The sequence below is a fragment of the Microvirga yunnanensis genome (assembly GCF_025460875.1).
Genome location: NZ_JAMXFI010000001.1, coordinates 185,638 through 205,826 on the forward strand (window position 1 = coordinate 185,638; position 20,189 = coordinate 205,826).

Below are 20,189 nucleotides of genomic sequence, written 5' to 3' on the forward strand. Positions count from 1 at the left end.
CAACACGAAACGTCATAGTCACCCGGCTTTACGCGCCTTCGCCTTCGGTGCGGGCTTCTTCGCCGATTTGGATTTCGCAGCAGTCTTCTTCACTGGAGCAACCTTCTTGGCCGCAGACCCTTCCTTCTCGGCTGAGACACTGCGCTTGAGCGCGTCCATCAGATTGACGACGTTCGAGGGTTTCTCGGACGGCTCCTCTTTCAGCGGCTTGCCGGCCTGTTTCGACTTCAGAAGCTCGGCGACGGCTTCCTCGTACCGATCATCAAATTGCTTTGGATCGAAGTGGGCTGCCTTGCTGTCGATGATGTGCGCGGCGAGATCTTTCATCTCCTTGGGATACTTCACCTCACTGATCTCGTCGAAGACCTTGTCCTCGTCGCGTACCTCGTCGGCCGCGTGCAGGGTGGTTCCGACAAGCCCTTCGTCGAGGGGCTCAAGCAGGATCATGCGTTCACGGCGTGCCAGCACGATGCGGGCAATGCCGGCCATGCCTTTGTCGCGGATGGCATCGCGAATGACGCAAAAGGCTTCGTTGGACACCTTATCGGTCGGGGCGATGTAGTAGGCGGTGTCAAGAAAGCGCTCATCGACCTCCTCGCGCGGCACAAAGCTCTCGATGTCGATGGTGTGGGTGCTTTCCAGCTTCAGGGCGTCGAGTTCTTCGTCCTCGACCTGGATGTAGCTCCCCTTGCCAACGGCGAAGCCCTTGACCTGGTCTTCACTCTCCACGACCTCCTCCGTCTCGCTGTCGACGAACTGGCGCTTCACGCGGTTGCCGGTTTTGCGGTTGAGGGTGTTGAACCGGATCTTCCCACCCGACGAGGTGGAGGGGTATAGGCCGACCGCGCAGGACACGAGAGAGAGCTTGATATGACCTTTCCAAACTGTCCGTTCAGCCATGGGTGGAACTCCCAGCGATACGCTACTGTGTGACGGCCCTAACAACCTTGACCGGCAGCCTCACGAGTCAGCAACGTCGCCCCGAAATGACTCGTTCCGAGTTCTCCACAGGAGTCTCGGGGTTGGTTAACGCACCAGGAAACCACTCCCCATCGTGACGCATTTTTGAAGTGTCGTAGTTGTGTATGGAGTAACGGAATGTCTGATGACAAAGCCAATCGCGGTGGTGCGGACCGCGGCCGGGTCGCCGGCGGAGAAGAGTACGAGGTCGGCTACTTTGCCCGGAAGCACGGCATCAGTGTTGCGCAGGCTGAGGAGCTGATCAAGGAGCACGGGAACAGCCGCGAGAAGCTCGATGCAGCGGCTGGGAAGCTCAAGCGAGGCTAACCCCTGGCAGCCCGGTGCCCTGATGTTGGGTAGGAGTGAGCACCGCATCTTCGTTGGGACCGCCGCCTGGGCGATCCCAAAGCAGTACGATGACGCCTTCTCGAGCGAGGGCAGCCATCTGGTACGCTATGCGAGCCGGTTTGACGGCGTCGAGATCAACTCCTCGTTCTATCGCCCGCATCGCCTGTCGACCTATCAGCGCTGGGCCGGTGATGTCCCGGAGCATTTCCGCTTTGCCATGAAGATGCCGAAGACGATCACCCACGAAGGCCGCCTCCGCGAGATCGACGAGCCGTTGCAGCGCTTTCTGGGAGAAATTGCCGGACTCGGGCCCAAGCTCGGACCAGTTCTCATTCAGCTTCCTCCAAGCCTGAAGTTCGACCCTGTCGACGTGCGATCATTCGTTGAGAGGCTTCGAGAGGCCTTTGATGGAGATCTCGTCTGTGAACCGCGGCACGCCTCATGGTTCACCGCCGATGTTGACGCCTTCCTCCTGGAGCACCGGATCTCCCGGGTGGCGGCCGACCCCAAGCCTCATCCGAGTGCCGGTACTCCGGGCGGCTGGACTGGTCTGGTCTACTACCGCCTGCATGGGTCGCCCAAGATGTACTACTCGGCGTACTCGCAAGAGGTCATCGCGGAAGCCGCCGCGACCCTTGGAGACCATGCGAAGGCCGGCCGAGCAGTCTGGTGCATCTTCGACAATACGGCTGCTTTCGCAGCGACTGGCGATGCGCTAAGCGCATTGAAGCTTCTTTAGTCTCAGCCGCCTGACGCGCCGACGCCCCCTACCCTCCAATGACTTCGCTGATCTGCACGATGGGCACGATGTCCGTATAGTTGGCGACGTCCGCGCGGATCTCCGGGGAGTGGGGAAAGAACGCCTCCTGGAATGTCTCCAGGGTCGGCGAGTAGATGTGGCACGCCGCAACGAACTCCGGCGCGCTGCCCGGTTCGCGACCCGCAAGGCCCTTATCGATCTCGTAGCGCAGGCAGGCATCGCCGAGCCGTTCCTGGATCAGTGGCATGTGGCGGGTGCGGTAGTAGTCGTGATCGAACTTCGAGCCGCCATTGGCCGGATAGTAGACGCTGAACTTGATCATGGTCAGGCTCCTGTCTGAACGTCTCTCCGAGCGTCCGAGCGGCCCTTATAGGTCATCGGCTCGTAAAGCGCATCCAGATTTAGCTAAAGCGGGTTTGACGGAAGCAAGCCCGCGCGACTTGCTCGGTAGCAGCGGCTTGATCACCGTCTATTCGAATTTCCGTCAACTCGTAGCGACGCTGGCGCCATCAGCAGCTTCCCTCAAGAAGCTTGGATCAGAACCTTGCAGCTCCCGCCATTAGTTTATGAGTGCGTGACCTAGTGAGCGGATGTTGATAGCTCGAGGGAAAATGGAAGAGCCATCACATCCTTCCACTATTGATTTGTAGCGGACCCCCGGCTTGCGGCAAGCCCCCGGTCATGGCCCATAAACGCTGCCCTCGATCAACCTTGAGGGAGCTTTGAAGATGCGTGTGCTGTTATCGACTTATGGGTCGCGTGGGGATGTCCAGCCGCTGGTGGCCCTTGGCTTGGCCTTACAATCGAGGGGTGTCGAGCCGCTGGTATCCGCCCCGGCCGATGCCGAGTTCGTCGGGGTGCTGGAGCGAGAGGGCCTGCCGATGGCACCAGCCTTCATGCCAGTGCGCCAGTGGATCGCGCAGGCGAAACAATCAGGCCTAAAGCTGCCCGAACTGGCGACCAAGATGGTCCCGGCCCAATATGAGGCGATCGCGGCGGCGGCCGAGGGCTGTGATGCAATCGTCGCAACTGGCCTGTTCCCGTCCGTGGCGGCGGCTCAGTCCGTGGCCGAGAAGCTGGGCATCCATTTCAGCTGGGCGGCCTTTTGCCCGCTCATGGTGCCCTCACCGCACCACCCGCCCATGGAATACCCGGGCTGGCCCCACCCACCAGGACTGACCGACAATCTGGCTCTGTGGGCGTTCAACGCCCAGGCGAAGAACGCGCTCTTCGGTCAAGCGGTCAACACTCACCGCGCCGCAATCGACCTGCCGCCCCTCGACAATGTCCGCGACCATGTCTTCACACATCGGCCATGGCTGGCATCGGACCCGGTGCTCAGCCCATGGCGTCCGACTGACCTGACCGACGCGGTCCAGACCGGAGCATGGATCCTGTCCGACAGCCGTCCGCTCCCAGCCGAGTTGGAGGCATTTCTCGCCTCTGGAGAGCCTCCGGTTTATGTGGGCTTCGGCAGCATGGCCATGCACGCGGCAGAGGACCCAGCTCGCGTTGCCATCGAGGCGGTTCGCGCGCAAGGCCGGCGCGTGATCCTTGGTCGCGGCTGGGCCAATCTCGCGTTGATCGACGATCAGGAAGACTGCTTCGTTGTCGGTGAGGTCAACCAGCAGGCGCTCTTCGCCAGGGTCGCGGCCGTCGTGCACCATGGCGGCGCCGGAACGACCACAGCGGCGGCGCGCGCTGGCGCGCCGCAGGTGGTGGTGCCCCAGGTCGCCGACCAGCCGTATTGGGCCCGCCGTGTCACCGAACTCGGCATTGGTGCTGCGCACGAGGGATCAAATCCAAGAACTGGGTCGCTCCTGGCCCCGCTCAAGACAGCACTCGCCCCGGAAACCAGCGAGCGAGCGGCTGCGATCGCCGGGACGGTCCGCCACGATCGGGCGATGGTCGCGGCGGAATTGCTGATTGCTGCAATCCGAGGGAAACGTCGTTAAGTCGTGCGGCTCTCATCGGGGCCTGACAGAAAATGGAAAAGCCCAGGCTCCGGGGCGTACGGACCGGGTGCCTTCGCACCTCGGCCTCGCGCACTACGGGCCTGGGCTGATAAGGTACCAGACGGGCGCTCGCATCGTCAGGCAAGCGCAGGAACAGCTCGTGCCGGAGTACATCCGTCCGGCACGGTCTCATCGGAGCACGCGGTGACGCCCGTCGCTCACGAAGTCCACATACGATGTCCGCTGGGGTAAGCCTGATATAAGGATTGATATACAATTCACAAGCAGGTCAGAGTGAACATTATGTCGCAGGCTGGCCAGACTTTTGGGACTGGAGGTCATCACATCGAACCGCCGATGGCTCTCGGCCGAGCACCGAGATCCGACTGAGCCCTGCTCACCGCGATCGTAACTCCTAGCGTCCTCCCGGCTCCTGAAGCGAGACGCCCGCCGGGACCTTCAGCTCGCCATCGTCCTGGTCCAGATCGATGAAGCGACCGTTCTTCGGGATTACAAAACCCTCCCCGATCTTCGGCAGCTTGGACAGGGAGGTGCAGGTAATGGCCGAGCGCTCTCCCGACGAGGTCTCGGTGCCAGTAAGCGGCGCATTTGCCTGCCCCGGACCTGGAAGGCTTCCCTCAATCCGGATGCTCTGATCCGGGAACGCCCAGGTGAAACGCTGGCCCGTCTGGTCCCACTTGCCCGGCCATTCGCCCGGCTTCGTCTTGGACGCATCGAAGATGTAGGGGGTCACCTCACCGTTCTCGAATTCCCCTCCCCCAACGCCACCACCCGGATAGAAGGTAATCACGAACTGAGATCGGTCGGAAGCGCGGGTGCATTGCCATAGGGAGCCTGCAAGGCTCAGGCCATCGGCGATCGCTGCTGGGGACGCCAGGACAATCCCGATCGTGGCGAGCAGAAAGCTTCTCATGGGCTGTCTCCGATCAAGGACGGAGCAGCACCCTAGGCGGAGTTCCTTACCGAAACTTGTCAGGCCGTTGGATTGGAGCGGTCCGTGTTGCCGCCGCTGCTTTCAAGAAAGCACACCAGAGCGAAGAGGCTGATCACCGCCGCCAGTTCCGCACCGGACAGAAGCCAGGAGGGAGCACTCGCCCGCAGCGGCCCGACAGCCACCAGCGAGAGGAGGAAGGTAACAACTGTGCTCCACATCAACATAGGAAACCGCCCTTGAGAACGGGATCAAGCACTAACCCATTGAATATGAACAGCCAATGACAGCCTCATGGCATAACTAAGGAAAGCTTAGACGATGCCCCAAGCCCGATAACGGGTTCGGCCGGTCAGTTCCCGCGGGAGGGCCCCGCCCAACTGCTGCAGCATCAGATCCACCGCCTTCGGCGTGACCTTCAGCAGTTTGGCGCCGAGCGGCACCGTCACCAAAGGGCGGGACAGGAACAGGTCGACCAGTTCCGGTAGCTTGGAGTTAGATCGGGTCTTGGCTGTGACCCGCGCCATCAGCTCACGTGCCAGGATCAGCCTCTCCAGATCCTTGTTCGCGATCTCCAGGGCCTCCTCGACGACACTGCAAAAGCCATCGAGTTTCTCCTTTGCCCCTTCCCTGCCCTGCGGTCGGAACTTCGACTGCTTGAAGCCGGCCGCCAGCGGGAGAAGGTGGTTCGTCAGCCCTCTCGCTCGCAGGATAGAAGCGGCCATCGTTAGCCCCAACCAGGGCAAGCGGGTATAGAGGTTTAGATCCAGCCAGACGTTCCAGGCCACGGCCGCAGCAGCGACGGCCGGCCAATGAGAAGTCCGTTTGACAAGATCGAGCCACAGGTCCTCGGCCTCTGCTTCATCCTGATCTGGGTCATAAACCAGGTGCGACCGGCTCTTGGGCAGCGGAGTTTCACCCGCCAGGACCCTTGTGGTGCGATCCAAGACGGCGTCAATTTCGGCAAAATGCGCCTTCCAAGGGTCCGCGTCATTGGCAAAGGCCGGATAAGCCTCGTCATCATCGGGATCAGGCCGCTTACGTTTCGATGCTGTCGCTTCGGCGCCGATCCCGCCAACACCTCTCAGGGCCGCAAGGCCGTCGAAAGATACTGGCCAAGGGGCTTTTCTTGCCATGGCAGTCCGGCGAGCTTTGAGAGCGGCAGCCGCCCGGGTAAGTTCGTGCGTCGGGCTGCGGACGTCCATTCCGGCGTCATGCAGCACCAGATCGCCGACGTCGACTAGATGGCCGTCGAGCATGAGGGCTCGGACGGCTTCAGTCATGTCGCAACGGGACTGCCAGCCAGCGGCCAGACACGACGCCTCCAACCGGGCATCGAAACGAAGAATGTCGATCGTGAGCTGCTCCAAACGACCAGCAATTGTCTCCCACGGTAATTCGGGAACAGCGATCGCCGATCGCTCTGATCTTTCATCGGTCAAACTCAGGCGCACCAGCAGCCCCCTAACTGATTCCTCGTTCTCTAAGCTCTTGTATAAGAAGGGTTAAGCATCGACAACGGTAGCGTTTCTGGGCGTCGCTACGATCTGCCATGAGCGCGAAGCGCGGGCAGGAAATGAACATCCTAGGCTGTTTTGGCCCTAAACCGGCCGATCTGGGCCAATCTTGGCCGATTCTGGCTGCCCCAGGGAGCACATTTCCCCCAATTGGCTAAGAAAGTACGACTGCAGCAGCCCTCAAAAACCGGTTTGGCGGCGACATCAACCGATCAGTTGAACGCAACTTCCGACTTTGTACAGAGTCCAGATTGAGGACAGCAAGCCCGCACTTTTGTCCCCTCCCCTCGCTACGTTTGCTGGCTTTTGCCTGTACCCTCGGCTCGTATTGATTAGGAACGCCTGTGATCGTGGCGCAGCGTTCAGCAATGTTCCCTGGCGACCAATCAAGTCCTTGGCTGATAAGATCGCTACAGTCGAACTTCGATTGAATGATTACAGAAAAATTTAGCTAGGTAGATCAGAGGGCAGGAGGGAACCTCCTGCCCTGAGCAGATTACGTCGACGGATTAGCTTCCTCAAACTCCCGGAAAAGCTGCTCAATCTTCGAGACAAGAAATGCGCCGAACTTGCTGTTTACGGTTTTGTCGATTTGAATGGCAACACGATCGTCAGAATCTGTTATGCGAGCGACACGTCGGCCGTGGGCGTCCTTCAGGAAGATCTGCGGTTGCGACTGAGAGGGTTCTACACGCTCCTTCTTGGACAGCTTGGCAACCAACGCCGTGAAGCGGTCATCGGAGCTTAGGTCCTGGAAGTCGGGCTTGGTGACGATTTCCGTGGCGCGATCCAGGCACTTGTTTTCCTTGAACAACTCAAGCAGATCGTTCCAACGTGTCCGTCCGATGCCGGGAGCGGCACCGACAGCCATTATGATGCTGCGCGGAATTTTCGTGCCGACCGCAATAAGGCGTGAGAGTTCACTCTTAGAAGCGGCAAGTGCGGCACCAATCACGTTGCGGTTGAAGCCAGATTCCTCAAGCTTCACAGCGAACATGGCTTTTTCGATGTAACTCAGATCGAGGCGGGCATTGTTTTCTTGCCCCTGTGCAATCACAAGCTCTTCATCGGTCAAATTACGAACGATGGCCCGAACGGTAATTCCGAGCTTCTTGGCCGCGGCAAGACGCCGGTGACCGAATGCGACTTGGTAGCGCCCCGAGACCGTTGGGTTTGGCCGGACTAGGATCGGAACGAGTTGTCCGCGGTTCCTGATCTGCTCGACGAGCGTGTCGGTGGCTTCGTCAGAACGCTCCATACGATCAGATACGAATGATCCATCGATCTTATCAGTCTCTAGCTCCACGATGGTGTCGCCGGACTCAAGCTGGCTCTTCAGAGCTGCAATCTCAGCGTTCGTTTGTCCCCGCAGATTCCCAAGTGCCGAGCCGACGGCACCAACAGCGTTTGCAGTCTTGGCTTGGGAGACGTTCCAGCCCATTCCCGTACGTGTCTGCGGCGCAACAGGGGTAGGCGCCGGTTCAGTTGCGGATGTCGTAACGGGTTCGGGCTGCTCCAGTGCGGCCTTCAGCTCGTTTTGGACGAGCGCGAGAGACGGCTCTGCCGGTACGGGAGTGTTGTTCTCGATGCCGAGAAACGCGGATCTATTGCGTCCCATTACTTTCTCCCCCAAGCCTGCTTGATCAAATCTTCGATTTCAGAGTTTACGCTGTTCAACGATTCCATAGCCCTATCGTAGGTAGACTTCGAAAACTGTTCTTTTGGGACCTCATAAAGGGTCTGCTTCGTAATCCCAGCATCGGCAATGGCTGTGCTCTTTAGCATCGGATTGTTGAACACAAACTCCGGGAACTGCTGGCGCATGAATTTGACCATGTCGGACTGGGGCCCGTCGCCAGGTTCGAAGCGAGTAACAAGATACCTGACCCAGTCGAACCGGATTTGGCCTCCAGCATCTTTCACGTGCTCGAGCAGGTCTGACGCCATGGTCAGGAACTGGCACATTGACATCACATCCAGCATCTGAGGATGCACTGTGATGACCATAGAGGTCGACGCGCTTAGAGCCGAGAGGGTAAGAAAGCCGAGCTGAGGCGGGCAATCAATGATGACAACATCATAATTGTCCTTGACCTCAGAGAGAGCCAAACTGATCCGCTCGAAGAACATCGGTTCGTTTGGACCCCGGGACACCAGTGCCTTTGGCGTATCGTACTCAAAATCCTGTAGCTCTAGATTGCCTGGAAGCAAATCGAGGCCAGGGATATAGGTCTTGCGAATGATCTCGCTTGGGTGGCGGGCCTGATCATCATACCGGATGCTACCATAAATGGTTTCATTTCGATTGACATCCATCTCTGGCTGGAGCCCGTGCAAAGCTGTAAGGCTGGCTTGAGGGTCGAGGTCGACAGCGAGGACCCGATACCCGTTCATGGCAAGGTACTGAGCAAGGTGGGCAGCAGTTGTTGTTTTGGCGCTGCCCCCTTTAAAGTTTACACAGCTGATAACCTGCAGGTGCTCATGTTCAGCGCGGTGCTTTACGTACAGTCTCCCAGCCTTGCCTGTTTCATCCAGATAGGCGCGCAACGCATGAACATCCTCAAGGCTATATTGCCGACGGCCGTTCGGAAGAACTTCAGGCTGAGGCCCCTTCCCCTCCAATGAGAGTTGCCGGAGATAGCCATCTTTGACGCCAATCAGTTTAGCGGCTTCGACGGACGTAAACTTGCGCAGAGTCTTGCGCGCGATCGGGGGATGGAGGGCGAGGCGTTGCGAATGGAGCTTCTCAGAAAGTCCTTTCGCATGCGCCCGGAAGATCTGCTCATCAACCCATTGAGGTTCATCGGATTTCAGCTGTGCAAGGGCCATGTGATCCCTCCTAGATACGGAAGTGTCGCCGCAAAAGCGGCCGCTTGCGTAACTAGAAGCTCGAAATCCTTTACAATTGGTAAAAATTGCCCTTTAGAGCGGCAAAAACTAGGGATGTTCGCAACGTTTTGTCAGGGAGCGGGATCTCCCGGCGCCCCTGCCCTGCGCGTGGAGTTGACAGGTGGCAACGGTTGATCGAAGCCGAGTTTATTGGATTTACATCTAGCGACGGACCCGCAGTTGACAGATGTCAACTCGTAAAGCGATCTCTCCATGCTTGGGGCTGCCCAAGTGAACGGCTTAATCGCGCAAAGGTTATCCGACTCCCTGCCCCATTGGCGGGGAGTTGACAGGTGTCAACTAGCGCGGAGGACCGTGGTACCTTCCATAGGATTTCGCAGATCGATACGCCGGTACTCTCGGGCTGCGGGATCTTCAGTTGACAGGTGTCAACGACCCATAGAGGCCGCTTTGGTTAGAAAATCCTCGTATCGACCTAAAGCTCATTGAGCATCCTGCCCGGTGAGTACAACGATCGCCCAGCGTCGGTAAAAAAGTATACTCATGGAGCACTGTTGGGTCCAGTTGACACCTGTCAACTGTCACAGTCTTCGAATTGAAAGCCTGGCGCCAATACTCGCTAGGTCGGGGACTGTCCACTGGAGTTGATAGAAGTCCACTCTCACTGAAGCGCCGCTAGCCTAACGGGGCCGATCCAATTTTCAGAAAGTGCGGCGTGCCGATCTGCCTCCCCTGCCCTTTCGTTGGGAAGGTGCCGAATTCAGATCCCGGCATGCCTCGCACCAACGGGTGGGAGTTTCAGACGGATAGCAGAGTTGACAACTGTCAACTAGCATGGGGCCAAAGCGCCCTTTTGGGTGTTCAATTCTTGGTCGGCCGCCATGCCCTAAGGGATAAAGCCCGTCGTGAGCATCCATCGGTCATCGCGGCTCACGTCTCCTAAGCGGCCATACACCGTGATATGTCTGACCGATGTTTGAGGCCTACCTGACACTTTGGAATCTGGTTCCCGACGGCGAGCCTATCACTACCCCAGCCGCTCGGTTGTTGCCGGTGACACAGGATGGCGAGCCCATACTCAAGATATCCCATAACGAGGACGAGCGCTTTGGCGACGTGCTGATGGAATGGTGGGACGGCGAAGGCGCAGCGCGGGTTCTGGCTCGGGATTATGAAGCCCTATTGTTGGAGCGTGCTACCGGCTCGGACTCGCTCGCTGGAATGGCCCGGTCCGGCCGCGATGACGAAGCCTGCCGCATTCTGTGTGCTACTGCTGCCCGCCTTCACGCCCCCAGACCAAAGCCGCATCCTGACCTGATCCCACTGATGGGTTGGCTTCGCGGCCTGGAGCCGGCAGCCGCCACGCATGGGGGCATTCTGGTCCACTGCGCTGAGGCGGCCCGTACGCTGCTGGCCGAGCCCTGCGAAGTCGGGGTCCTGCACGGTGGCTTGCACCACGATAACGTGCTCGACTTCGGAGCATGCGGCTGGCTCGCCATTGATCCAAAGCGCTTGGTCGGAGAGCGCGGCTTCGACTTCGCCAACATCTTTACAAACCCCGATTTGGCGAATCCTACACACCCGGTTGCAACTATGCCCGGCCGCTTCGCGCGTCCTCTGGAACTCGTCACCTCTGCCGCAGGGCTGGAGCGACAACGTCTATTACGCTGGGTCTTGGCCTGGACGGCGCTATCGGCTGCTTGGTTTATGAGCGCGGACGACCAACTGGCAACCATTGATCTGCAGGTTACGGCGCTAGCAGTAGCGGAACTGAATCGATGATCTGCGCGGTCCATCTTGGCCGAATGTCCGCTTAGCCCCTCAGCCGATCTGTGCACGCGCACCGAGCGTCAGGTTTGTACCACCAGGAACTGAGCTCTCTGCGGTTGACAGATGTCAATAATGGGTTGCCAGTCGAGGGGGTGGGGCGGTCCCGGCAGGTAATATGCCTCATCGGTTAGGTCGATTCTGCCGGATGTCTTCCTCAAGATAAGTCGGCCTCACTGGCCAACCTAGCCATCGAATAACTGCAGCAGACGCAATTCTTAAAAAACGCAACGGGCTATTGGCCGCTGCGTGCTTAAGCTCCGGCGAGCATCGGTATAAAACTTCGCAGCCGGCACGGGTTGACAGCTGTCAACTGCCTCAGTCGCAGTGCTGCTGCAATTCCGCGATCTGCTCCGTGGCGTGACTGCATCGGCGAGGTGGGTGGGTTGGATCGTGGATCCAGAGACGGGTTGTCTACCTTACCATCCAGCAGGGCAGGGGAGGCAAACTTTTGGGACGGGGCCCGACGAGGCGGCGACAATCTTGGGACGAGAGGCAGGGGGACCTATTCGGAGCCTCCCCACCCAAGCCTGCTGCCGCCAGGCGTGCATCGCCTACCATCCCGACGAAAACTCCCGAGGAGCAGCCTTTAGAGGCCGTGTCGCTTACGTCTTTGGCAAAGCGGGCAAGCCGCCACGAGATCGAAGATATGGTTAACGAGCTGGGCGACGATGAGCTTGCCCACCTGATCGTGAGAGGGGTTAGGACCGTCAGGCGGCGATTGACACACGGAGGGCAGGGGGCTGGGCGCTCCACTAGAACCGGCGGACGGCGAAGCCCATTGGATCGGGCGCTGCAGGAGATCGCGGCCGAATTGTCAGGTTTTGACGATTCAGAAGCAGATTGGTGAGGATTTGAATATAAGCCTAGCTCAAGACCTCGCTATTGGCGGTTCGCCCGAGTTTGTTGGTCCGATCGATAAGCGATTTCACAGATGAAGCAGACCATCTGACGCCTCCTCAAGGAGCCCGCTCCCGCATCCTTTTCAAACGGGCTGCGATGTGACGCAGGGTGAGCTCAGGCGCGGCTACGGCGATGTCAGTGACGAGTGTCAGAAGGCGTTCGCTCGGGAACCGGGGAGGGGCCTTCGATAAGAGCGCCTTTTCGGCCAAGCCCTCATTCATTAGACGTCTGGTGGTCCGACGTAGTCGCTCCGCTGTCCATAATTGGTCTGAGGCATTGAGGATAAGTGCTACGTCATCCCAGGTGCGTTGAGGGCGCAATTAATGGACAATGGGCAGCCAAGTCTTGAGCGTTTCCAGGACCTCTTCGAGATGAGCGTGAGACCAGCCGGCCGCTGCGTTGCGAACTGCAATCGGATCGCGGGCTCTTAAGCTTGGGTTGACCGGCCACTCGCCGCGCCGGGCCGCAGCCGTGATACCTGCCTTGGTGCGCTCAGTGATATAGGACCGCCCCAATTGGGCGACAGCCCCAGAACTTGTAGAGAGAATATGCTCTGAGGCGTGGGGGCCATCAGAGTCGCGCAGGGACCAGAAATGACTTCTGCGCCCTCCGAGCGTTTCGGATCTAGATCACAGCCCCCAGCGATGTCGGCAGCGCCAGCCCTGCCTTCCGTGCTCGATCCAACTGCTTCTTCACTGAGGAGGCTGACCATATGAGCCCGCCGCGTGGGGTCCGCTCCCGCATGCGCTCCAGTTGCGCTCCGATATCCCGCAGCGAGAGGCTCGGGTCGGTCATGGCGATGCCGGCGATCAGCGTCATGAGCCGGTCCTCTAGGTTCTTGCGTGGGGCAGGGCGGAGGAGGGCAGGGTCCGCCATGTGCTGCGACACGAGCTTGCCGACGGCGCGCCGGAGCCGGGCCACCGTCCACCGTTGGCCGTTGTTACCGAGGACGCGAACAACGTCTTCCCAGGGGTGCTGCGGGCGCATGCGGCGCACCGTCGGCATCCATTGGTCCGCGCCGGCGATCAGATCATCCACATAGACCTTCTCCCGGGCCAGAGCGATCTTGCGGATGGCCTCCGGCCTCCGCTCCCGCATCCCTGGATTTCCCGGCTTCTTCCCTCGTGCCTTGGCGGCCTTGATGCCCGCTCGCGTGCGCTCTGAGATCAGAGAGCGTTCGAGCTGGGCGACTGCACCGAGCACCTGCAAGGAAAATATGCCTTGAGGTGTCGAGGTGTCGATCGGATCGCGCAGGGAGCGGAAATGTGCTTTCTTTGCCTCCAGCGTCTCTATCACCTCAAGCAGGTGGCTGACTGAACGAGCCAAACGATCCAAGCGCACCACGACCAGAACCTCACTTGGCTTGATCTCACGGATTAGTCGCGCCAGCACCGGCCGAGCTCGGCTTGCGCCGGACCCATGCTCCTGGTGGATCTCGGCACAGCCAGCCGCGCGCAGTTCGTCGAGCTGAGCATCGTGCGCTTGGTCCTCTGTGGAGACCCGAGCGTAGCCGATTAGCCGAGCTTTCGAGAGGGGAGGGGCCATCAATGGTTTTCCGAAGCCATTTTCAAGCCCTTTGTACACTTTCGCTTGTCGTGAGCAACTGATCGTTTGAGGGCGTCTTTCACGCGGACGCGTTAACCAGAAGAGCAGCGAGAGCTTTCACGGCGCCTCCTGAAATGGCTTAGAATAAGCGCTCCCGAGCCCGTCCGCGCCCTCGCGGGTCAAAAAGGGCGCGTCGGGTCGCCCTGGCGAGGCCGACGGCGCTGAACCGCGACCGGAGTCTCAAAGGGAGACCTGAATGATCTCGCCTCTCAACGTAGCGAAGGCTTGCTTCACTTCGCCTTGCTAAGCTAAGGTCCAGTTTATCAAGAGCTTAGTCTGAGGGCGCAGTGATGCTTTTCGGGTAAGTGGGGCATTTTGGGGGGCGAGGGATTCCTCCGACTGGACATTCATGATTCAATCCCGGCATGACCTCACCGCCGGGTGGTTCCAACAAACCGCTGTCTCAGAAGGTCCTGCGCGAGCTGGTCTCGGATCTGGCTGGCAAGATTGCTCGACTGGAGCAAGAGATCGAGCAACTGCGCCTCGACAACAGCAACCTGCGCCGCGACAATCAAGCCCTGAAGGATGAGATCGCCCGGCTCAAGCACCTGCCGCCGCGCCCACCCTTCAAACCCTCCGGCATGGAGAAAGCCACCCAGCCAAAGCCTCCCGGTCCAGGCCGGCGTCCAGGTCGTGGCGCCAAACGGGATCGGGTCACCCGCGAGGTGACGCTGCAGGTCGAGGTGCCACCCGGCTCGCGCTTCAAGGGGTACAAGACGGTGGTGCATCGGGATCTGATGCTGGCCGCCGAGGTGGTGCGCTACAAGCGGGAACGCTGGGTGACCTCCGAGGGCCAAACCATCATCGCGCCGCTGCCGCCCGGCATCACCGGCGGGTTCGGGCCCAATGTGAAGCGGATCTGCCTGGCTCTGCACACGCAAGGCCAGGTGACCACCGAGCGCCTGACCGATCTGCTGAACGGCATCGGCCTGTCGATCTCGAAGCGCGAGGTGGTGCGTCTGCTCACCGCCGATCTGGAGGCGTTTGAGCAGGAGGACCGCGCGATTCTACAGGCGGGCCTGACCTCCTCACCCTACCTCACCGTCGACGACACTGGGGCGCGCCATGCCCGCCGTCCTGCGGTGACCACCCAGATCGGCGGCGAGCGCTTTTGCGTCTTTCGCACCAGCCGGTCGAAGTCGCGCCTGAACTTCCTGACGCTGCTGCGGGCCGGCTGCGAGGACTACGTCGTCAACGAAGCCACACTGGACTATTTGCGGGCGCAATCTGTCGATGCGACTGTGATCGCTCGGCTGGCCACGCATCCGGACCAGGTGTTCGGTTCGCAAATGGAGTGGTGGCAGCATCTGTTGCGGTGCTCGATCAACATCTTCGACCGGCCTCTGCTGCAGGCACTGGACGAAGCCGCCACCTGGGGGCGCTCCGGCATCACGGGCTGATGGACAACACCGTCGTGGTCTCCGACGATGCCGGTCAGTTCCGGGTGACCACGCACGCCCTGTGCTGGATCCATGCGGAGCGCCACCTGCAGAAGCTGATGCCGGCCTCCCCAAGCAGGCCCAGGCGGTGGAGTTGGTCCGCGAGGCGATTTGGTGCTTTTACCGCAGCCTGAAGCTGTGGAAGCAGAGCCCCTCGCCAGGTGGGGAGCGGGCCTTCCGGTGGCAGTTTGACCGGATCTTTGGCCTGCGCACGGGCTACAAGGAGCTCGACGACTTGCTGGCCCGCCTGGCGCGGAGGAAGACCGAACTCTGATGTTCGTTGTCAATGAGCCTTGACGTGGGTATGCAATCCCGATGCAGGAACAGGGCCAGGCCGGATAAAGCGATTGCGCAGGGCCGGAGACAGAGCCGTCAAGACGACGGTTGAGCAGACTCTGATGCGCGGGTTGGTCACCGCATTTCCGTGTGTTCGTCCGGGGCTGCCTCGATCTGCTGGCGGGCGTCAATGACACATCATCGGCCACACAATTCGGACGAGGGTTCCCCACCGAGGCCCTGCCTCCGGTGCTGCGCAATCACAGATGTCAGTCGAGCGTGATCTGGTTCGTTCTGAGGTCTTGTCTTTGTTCGCCCTCAGGCGGCGGAGCGTGGCTCAACCTCATGGCCAATCGCCCAGAGGAAGGCTGTCATCTCCCGCGCGATTGCAGTTGCCACCACGGTCTGGCGCTTACCGGCCGCCATCAGCCGCCGATAGCGCGCGCACAGCCGCACCTGCGCCTTCCAGGCAATCATCCGCACGATCTGCGGCAAGCCCTCCTGGCGTTCCTGCAGCACGCGGCTCATCCGGGCCGGAAAGCGATAGGTCCAGGCGCCCTCGATCAGAACCCGGCGAACGCGGGTGTTGCCAGCCTTTGTGATGCTGCCCCGCCGGACCCGCTCGCCTGTGGAGCTTTCGCACGGCACCAGACCGAGATAGGCCATCAGCTGGCGCGGGCTCTCGAAGCGGCGCACATCGCCGATCTCGGCCACAAAGGTCACCGCCGTCAGGAGCGCCACGCCGCGCAGGGCCTGATACGCCTCCACCACCGGCGCCATCGACCAGGTTGCGACCACCTCGGCGACCTGCTGGGTCAACCGCGCGAGGCGGGTCTCGGCCTCCTCAATCGCCTTCCGGTATTCCTGCAGGACCAGATACTGGGCCGGATGCTCAAAGATGAGTTCGGCCAGCCATCGTGCGTGCGCCCGGGTCCAAGGCTGACGGCCAGGGAAGATCCGCCCATGACGCAGCAGGAAGGATTGCAGGTGCTGGCGCTTCTCACGCAGATCTGCCATCGCGGCCTCCCGCGCTCGCACCAGTTCGCGCACGGCTTCATGGCCCGGATCCGGAACCCAGATGACGGTCAGCTCGCCGGCCCGGTGCAGCCGGGCCAGGGTCAGGGCATCGCGGCGATTGGTCTTGACGCGCTCGCCCGGGCGCTTGGGGATGAGCGAGGGCGCGATGACCGCACACTCATGGCCGAGCGCGGAGATCTGGCGCTGCAGGCCATAGCCGGTCGGCCCCGCCTCGTAGCAGAACAGCAGCTCGCCGTGCCGGCTGGCCAGCTTGTTCACCAGGCGCCGCACGGCCTCCGGGGTGTTGTCGATGTCGCCGAGAAAGCGGATCTCACCCTGGCGACCGTCCTCGGCCACGGCGACGGAGGTCTTCAGTTTGGAGGTATCTAGACCGACAAACACTTTGCTATTCTGCTGCATGGCTCGTCCCCTGTGCGGGAGGCTCGGCGCCGGCCCATCCAGCGCAACCCTCGCTCATCGCATAGTGTGGACGAGCCACCTTCGCCGGCAACGAACATACGGTCTGCTGCGGGTGCTCGAGCGGCCCGAGATCCCGCTGCACACCAATGCCTCCGAGAACGACCTGCGCGCCTGGGTGACCAAGCGCAAGATCTCCGGCGGCACCATGAGTGCGGATGGCCGCATGGCGCGCGACGTGATGCTGGGGCTGTCGAAGACCTGCCGCAAGCTCGGGCTGGCGTTCTTCACCTATCTCGGGGACAGACTGGGACTGAATGGGGAACGGCCAAGGATCCCGCCGCTGGCCGAGCTCGTCATCTGGGCAACCTAAGCACCGGCTTCATCAACATCTTTGGGCCGCGCTGTGAAAGCGGCGCCGTTCTCATTATTCGGTCCATATGCGACAAGAGGTAAGGACCGTTGCGAGGATGCAATATGGCGGATCGTTGGTGGAAAAGACCCCTGGTCAAGCCACAGGCCCTACAGGCTGGCGATCGCGTCGCTATCGTTTCGACGAGCTGGGGCGGACCCGCGATCTTCCCGCATCGCTATGAGGCAGGCAAAAAGGTTCTTTCCGAGGTCTTTGGACTCAGGCCTGTCGAAATGCCCCATACCCTTCGCGATGCCGCATGGCTCGACCGGTACCCTCAGGCTCGCGCCGAGGACATTCATGCGGCCTTCGCAGACTCCTCGATCAAGGGCGTCATTGCCAGCATTGGCGGTGACGATGCGATCCGCCTGATCCCGCATATCGACCTGAATGTGATCGCGGATAATCCCAAGGTCTTTCTCGGCTACTCCGATCCAACCATCCTGCACTTCGGTTGTCTCAAGGCGGGTCTTAGCTCGTTCTATGGTCCGACCATTATGGCGGGCTTTGCCGAGAACGGGGGCATGCATGCCTACGCCGAGAACGCCCTGCGCAAGGCCATCTTTCAAACAGATCCCATCGGAGCGATCGAACCAAACCCGGAAGGGTGGACCGTCGAACATCTGCCCTGGAAAGATCCCGAGAACCAGAGCCGCCGCAGAAGGATGACACCCTCGACCGGCCCGCGAACCTTACAGGGGACAGGGATTGCACAGGGACATCTCATCGGTGGCTGCGCCGAGGTCCTGGAGATGCTGAAAGGCTCGGATTGGTGGCCGCCGCTGGATTACTGGAACAGGGCGATCCTCTTCTACGAGACCTCCGAGGAAGCCCCGCCGGCAACCCTTGTCCTGCGCTGGCTCCGCAATTTAGTGGCTCAGGGCATCTTGCCCCGTCTCTCAGGCATCGTTCTCGGACGCCCGGGCGGGCAGACGAACGAAGTCTATAGGAGGGAGCAGGAGGAGGCGGTCCTGCGCGCTCTCGCCGAGGCGGGCATGCAGCACCTGCCAGTGCTGGCAGAATGCGATTTCGGACACACGGATCCGATGGCCACATTACCCTATGGCGCGACAGCTGAAATTGATTGCCGCAGGGCCCAGCTCACGATTCCGGAGCCTGGTGTCACCGCTACAGCCCGCTGACGCAGCGTGCCGATCCGAAGCGTCGCTTTGACAGTCCGCATAACTCCGCCAGTGAAAAGTGGGTCCGCCTTCTGCATAGAACGATGGCTCCAGAGCATCGCCCCCCAAATTGCCCCGGTTACTTTTCGGGGGCAGGGTAGGGGGGATCGAGGAGGAACAACCGTTCCCCTGCGCCTATTCCCTGCCGGAACTGCCGTGGGAGACCGTCGCCGGCCGGCTCGAGCTGATCACGATCAGCACCCTGCGCTTCGACGCCCGGCTCGAGACCTCCGGCCTCGCGGTCGGGTGGCAGTCCCGCTGCGATATGACCGAGGCCGTGCGGGCGCTGCTCCTCGACGGACACCTTGTCGATGTCGGGGACCTGGTTCTGCATGATGCCGGCATGGATGTGCGCCATCCCACGCACGAGCTTGTCCGCGCCGCGGCCGCCCTGCGGGCCCGGCGCACCGCTCTGGCCAGCAGGGCACCCTGGCCGCTATCGATCGACGGACTGGCCGCCCTGCGTGGCATCCGAGGCGTGGCGGAGCAGGCACCCATCAGGGCCGGAAGCAAGAAGACCGATCCCGGCGGTGAGGAGGCCTACCTGCCCTATGCCAACGATGCCGATCCGTGGAAGGCGCACTTCGCGGAGACCGACGCGCTGCTCGCACGCACCAGCCACGTCCTCGCCGGCGAGACTCCGCTGCCCGCGAACCGTTCGCATTTGGTCTACGATCCGGATCATGACGAGGCGGAGGCTGAGGACCTGTGGCTCGATGTGGTCGAACGGACCGGCTCCTGGCCAGCCGTCGCTGCGGCCGCCGCGGCCTGGAAGGCGTGGCTGGATCTCGACCTCTACCCCCGCCAGCCCTGGCTCGGGCTGATCATGGCCGCTGCCATCCTGCGGGCGACAGGGCTGACCCACCATCTCCTGCCGCTTGCCGCCGGCGTCGAGCAATCCCGGTTCCGGCCGCAGGGGAGAAAAGGGGCCGCCGAGACGCTGGAGGGTTTCTGCCGGGTGCTGGAGGAAGCCCTGAGCATCGCCAACAAGGATCTCGACCGGCTGATCCTGGCCCGCGACCTGATGAGCCGTGCCACCGCCAAAACCCGCTCCAACTCGAGGCTGCCGGAGCTGGTCGACCTGTTCCTGTCGCGCCCGCTGGTGACGGTGCTGCTCGCGGCCAAGCTGCACAAGGTCACGCCCAAGGCCATCGACCTGATGCTCGCCCAGCTCGGCGGGCCCTGCCGCGCGAGCTCACCGGTCGCACCCGCTACCGCCTGGGAGATCGTGTAACCTCCGGCCGGTTCACCAACCGCGTGAATGCGCCATCGAAGCGAACCAATCAACACCTCATCATGCCCATGACCTCACCACGGAAGCTGCCTGCCGAAGGCGTCTCAGATGGCCTGCCCAATCCGGCACGGCTCTGGGCCTTTGCTGCCATCGCCATCGCGCTCACCATGGCGGTTCTGGACAGCGCGATCGTCAATGTCGCCCTGCCAGTGCTGGCCCAGCAGCTTCAGGTGGATCCGGCAACGGCCGTTTGGGCCGTCAATGCCTATCAGCTGGCGATCACCGTCTCACTCCGGCACCGTTGCAGTAACTTGAAAAGGGCATAACGAACCCCGTCGAACGGGTCGTTCAAGCTGCAAGGCCGAAGAGCTGATTGAAGAGACGGACTTCGCCTGTCGCTCGACATCCTTGCTTGTTGTAATGACCGCGGCGGATCATGCGCATGGTTTCAAAACCCATCGGGGTTGCAGCGGCGGTTTTCATCGTCTGGAAGCCGCGTGTCGGCCGGATGACGCGCTTGAGCGCGCCGTGATCCG

19 protein-coding genes and 2 pseudogenes are annotated in these 20,189 nt (G+C 61.1%); 10 read left to right on the forward strand and 11 right to left on the reverse strand.

Annotation, left to right across the window (positions count from 1 at the left end; translation table 11 throughout):
• Positions 1-18: 18 nt before the first annotated feature.
• Positions 19-900 carry a non-homologous end joining protein Ku gene (gene ku / locus NF876_RS00855; RefSeq protein WP_262267127.1) on the reverse strand — a complete coding sequence of 294 codons (882 nt, stop codon included), beginning with the start codon at positions 898-900 and terminating at the stop codon, positions 19-21.
• A gap of 198 nt (positions 901-1,098) precedes the next feature.
• Between ku and NF876_RS00860 the strand changes: the two genes are divergently transcribed.
• Positions 1,099-1,287, forward strand: a complete 189-nt coding sequence (locus NF876_RS00860; protein WP_262265886.1) for a DUF3606 domain-containing protein — start codon at positions 1,099-1,101, stop codon at positions 1,285-1,287.
• A gap of 22 nt (positions 1,288-1,309) precedes the next feature.
• The gene (locus NF876_RS00865; RefSeq protein ID WP_262267128.1) at positions 1,310-2,047 is read left to right on the forward strand and encodes a DUF72 domain-containing protein; all 738 of its coding nucleotides are present in this window, start codon (positions 1,310-1,312) and stop codon (positions 2,045-2,047) included.
• Between the two features lie 28 nt (positions 2,048-2,075).
• Here the strand turns inward: NF876_RS00865 and NF876_RS00870 are convergent, their stop codons facing one another.
• Positions 2,076-2,390 (reverse strand): EthD family reductase, encoded by a 315-nt coding sequence (locus NF876_RS00870; protein WP_262267129.1) that lies wholly within the window; start codon positions 2,388-2,390, stop codon positions 2,076-2,078.
• 406 nt (positions 2,391-2,796) lie between these two features.
• On the opposite strand from NF876_RS00870, the gene NF876_RS00875 reads away from it, so the two are divergent.
• Positions 2,797-4,023 carry a glycosyltransferase gene (locus NF876_RS00875; protein WP_262267130.1) on the forward strand — a complete coding sequence of 409 codons (1,227 nt, stop codon included), beginning with the start codon at positions 2,797-2,799 and terminating at the stop codon, positions 4,021-4,023.
• Between the two features lie 415 nt (positions 4,024-4,438).
• On the opposite strand, the gene NF876_RS00880 is transcribed toward NF876_RS00875, so the two are convergent.
• From NF876_RS00880 to repA, 5 genes are all read right to left on the reverse strand, one after another.
• Positions 4,439-4,957 carry a hypothetical protein gene (locus NF876_RS00880; protein WP_262267131.1) on the reverse strand — a complete coding sequence of 173 codons (519 nt, stop codon included), beginning with the start codon at positions 4,955-4,957 and terminating at the stop codon, positions 4,439-4,441.
• Positions 4,958-5,016: 59 nt separating this feature from the next.
• On the reverse strand, positions 5,017-5,202 hold the full coding sequence (locus NF876_RS00885) for a hypothetical protein (protein WP_262267132.1): 186 nt from the start codon (positions 5,200-5,202) through the stop codon (positions 5,017-5,019).
• A gap of 87 nt (positions 5,203-5,289) precedes the next feature.
• Positions 5,290-6,429 (reverse strand): RHE_PE00001 family protein, encoded by a 1,140-nt coding sequence (locus NF876_RS00890; protein WP_262267133.1) that lies wholly within the window; start codon positions 6,427-6,429, stop codon positions 5,290-5,292.
• A 559-nt stretch (positions 6,430-6,988) separates the two neighbouring features.
• Positions 6,989-8,110 carry a plasmid partitioning protein RepB gene (gene repB / locus NF876_RS00895; protein ID WP_262267134.1) on the reverse strand — a complete coding sequence of 374 codons (1,122 nt, stop codon included), beginning with the start codon at positions 8,108-8,110 and terminating at the stop codon, positions 6,989-6,991.
• Positions 8,110-9,321 (reverse strand): plasmid partitioning protein RepA, encoded by a 1,212-nt coding sequence (repA, locus tag NF876_RS00900; protein WP_262267135.1) that lies wholly within the window; start codon positions 9,319-9,321, stop codon positions 8,110-8,112. The genes repB and repA overlap by 1 nt, the downstream gene beginning before the upstream one ends.
• A 993-nt stretch (positions 9,322-10,314) precedes the next feature.
• Here repA and NF876_RS00905 point away from each other — a divergent pair.
• Entirely contained in the window at positions 10,315-11,124 is an 810-nt protein-coding gene (locus NF876_RS00905) for an aminoglycoside phosphotransferase family protein (RefSeq protein ID WP_262267136.1), read from the forward strand.
• 1,268 nt (positions 11,125-12,392) lie between these two features.
• Here the strand turns inward: NF876_RS00905 and NF876_RS43320 are convergent.
• Positions 12,393-12,680 (reverse strand): annotated as a pseudogene (locus NF876_RS43320) (recombinase family protein); the annotation flags it as partial.
• A gap of 16 nt (positions 12,681-12,696) precedes the next feature.
• Positions 12,697-13,617 carry a recombinase family protein gene (locus tag NF876_RS00910; protein ID WP_262267137.1) on the reverse strand — a complete coding sequence of 307 codons (921 nt, stop codon included), beginning with the start codon at positions 13,615-13,617 and terminating at the stop codon, positions 12,697-12,699.
• 425 nt (positions 13,618-14,042) lie between these two features.
• Between NF876_RS00910 and NF876_RS00915 the strand changes: the two genes are divergently transcribed.
• Together NF876_RS00915 and NF876_RS00920 are read left to right on the forward strand one after the other, a co-directional pair.
• A complete protein-coding gene (locus NF876_RS00915; protein ID WP_210804907.1) occupies positions 14,043-15,077 on the forward strand; it encodes a transposase in 1,035 nt (344 codons plus the stop codon).
• A gap of 127 nt (positions 15,078-15,204) precedes the next feature.
• Entirely contained in the window at positions 15,205-15,390 is a 186-nt protein-coding gene (locus NF876_RS00920) for a hypothetical protein (protein ID WP_247654109.1), read from the forward strand.
• Between the two features lie 320 nt (positions 15,391-15,710).
• On the opposite strand, the gene NF876_RS00925 is transcribed toward NF876_RS00920, so the two are convergent.
• A complete protein-coding gene (locus tag NF876_RS00925) occupies positions 15,711-16,829 on the reverse strand; it encodes an IS110 family RNA-guided transposase (protein WP_262265624.1) in 1,119 nt (372 codons plus the stop codon).
• 88 nt (positions 16,830-16,917) lie between these two features.
• Between NF876_RS00925 and NF876_RS00930 the strand changes: the two are divergent.
• From NF876_RS00930 to NF876_RS00945, 4 genes and pseudogenes are all read left to right on the forward strand, one after another.
• Positions 16,918-17,199: pseudogene (locus NF876_RS00930) on the forward strand (IS66 family transposase); the annotation flags it as partial.
• 104 nt (positions 17,200-17,303) lie between these two features.
• Positions 17,304-18,380, forward strand: coding sequence for a S66 family peptidase (locus NF876_RS00935; RefSeq protein ID WP_210804995.1), 1,077 nt, complete (start codon positions 17,304-17,306; stop codon positions 18,378-18,380).
• 109 nt (positions 18,381-18,489) lie between these two features.
• A complete protein-coding gene (locus NF876_RS00940; protein ID WP_247654119.1) occupies positions 18,490-19,653 on the forward strand; it encodes an RHE_PE00001 family protein in 1,164 nt (387 codons plus the stop codon).
• 68 nt (positions 19,654-19,721) lie between these two features.
• Entirely contained in the window at positions 19,722-19,979 is a 258-nt protein-coding gene (locus NF876_RS00945) for a hypothetical protein (protein ID WP_262267138.1), read from the forward strand.
• Between the two features lie 22 nt (positions 19,980-20,001).
• On the opposite strand, the gene NF876_RS00950 is transcribed toward NF876_RS00945, so the two are convergent.
• The coding region (locus NF876_RS00950; protein WP_262265622.1) for a DDE-type integrase/transposase/recombinase at positions 20,002-20,189 on the reverse strand (188 nt) is incomplete at its 5' end.

What these genes read in the sequence shown, in the direction of transcription:
- ku (WP_262267127.1), bottom strand. Translation starts at nt 900, where the DNA reads ATGGCTGAACGGACAGTTTGGAAAGGTCATATCAAGCTCTCTCTCGTG.
- NF876_RS00860 (WP_262265886.1), top strand. Translation starts at nt 1,099, where the DNA reads ATGTCTGATGACAAAGCCAATCGCGGTGGTGCGGACCGCGGCCGGGTC.
- NF876_RS00865 (WP_262267128.1), top strand. Translation starts at nt 1,310, where the DNA reads ATGTTGGGTAGGAGTGAGCACCGCATCTTCGTTGGGACCGCCGCCTGG.
- NF876_RS00870 (WP_262267129.1), bottom strand. Translation starts at nt 2,390, where the DNA reads ATGATCAAGTTCAGCGTCTACTATCCGGCCAATGGCGGCTCGAAGTTC.
- NF876_RS00875 (WP_262267130.1), top strand. Translation starts at nt 2,797, where the DNA reads ATGCGTGTGCTGTTATCGACTTATGGGTCGCGTGGGGATGTCCAGCCG.
- NF876_RS00880 (WP_262267131.1), bottom strand. Translation starts at nt 4,957, where the DNA reads ATGAGAAGCTTTCTGCTCGCCACGATCGGGATTGTCCTGGCGTCCCCA.
- NF876_RS00885 (WP_262267132.1), bottom strand. Translation starts at nt 5,202, where the DNA reads ATGTTGATGTGGAGCACAGTTGTTACCTTCCTCCTCTCGCTGGTGGCT.
- repB (WP_262267134.1), bottom strand. Translation starts at nt 8,110, where the DNA reads ATGGGACGCAATAGATCCGCGTTTCTCGGCATCGAGAACAACACTCCC.
- repA (WP_262267135.1), bottom strand. Translation starts at nt 9,321, where the DNA reads ATGGCCCTTGCACAGCTGAAATCCGATGAACCTCAATGGGTTGATGAG.
- NF876_RS00905 (WP_262267136.1), top strand. Translation starts at nt 10,315, where the DNA reads ATGTTTGAGGCCTACCTGACACTTTGGAATCTGGTTCCCGACGGCGAG.
- NF876_RS00910 (WP_262267137.1), bottom strand. Translation starts at nt 13,617, where the DNA reads ATGGCCCCTCCCCTCTCGAAAGCTCGGCTAATCGGCTACGCTCGGGTC.
- NF876_RS00915 (WP_210804907.1), top strand. Translation starts at nt 14,043, where the DNA reads ATGACCTCACCGCCGGGTGGTTCCAACAAACCGCTGTCTCAGAAGGTC.
- NF876_RS00925 (WP_262265624.1), bottom strand. Translation starts at nt 16,829, where the DNA reads ATGCAGCAGAATAGCAAAGTGTTTGTCGGTCTAGATACCTCCAAACTG.
- NF876_RS00935 (WP_210804995.1), top strand. Translation starts at nt 17,304, where the DNA reads ATGGCGGATCGTTGGTGGAAAAGACCCCTGGTCAAGCCACAGGCCCTA.
- NF876_RS00945 (WP_262267138.1), top strand. Translation starts at nt 19,722, where the DNA reads ATGACCTCACCACGGAAGCTGCCTGCCGAAGGCGTCTCAGATGGCCTG.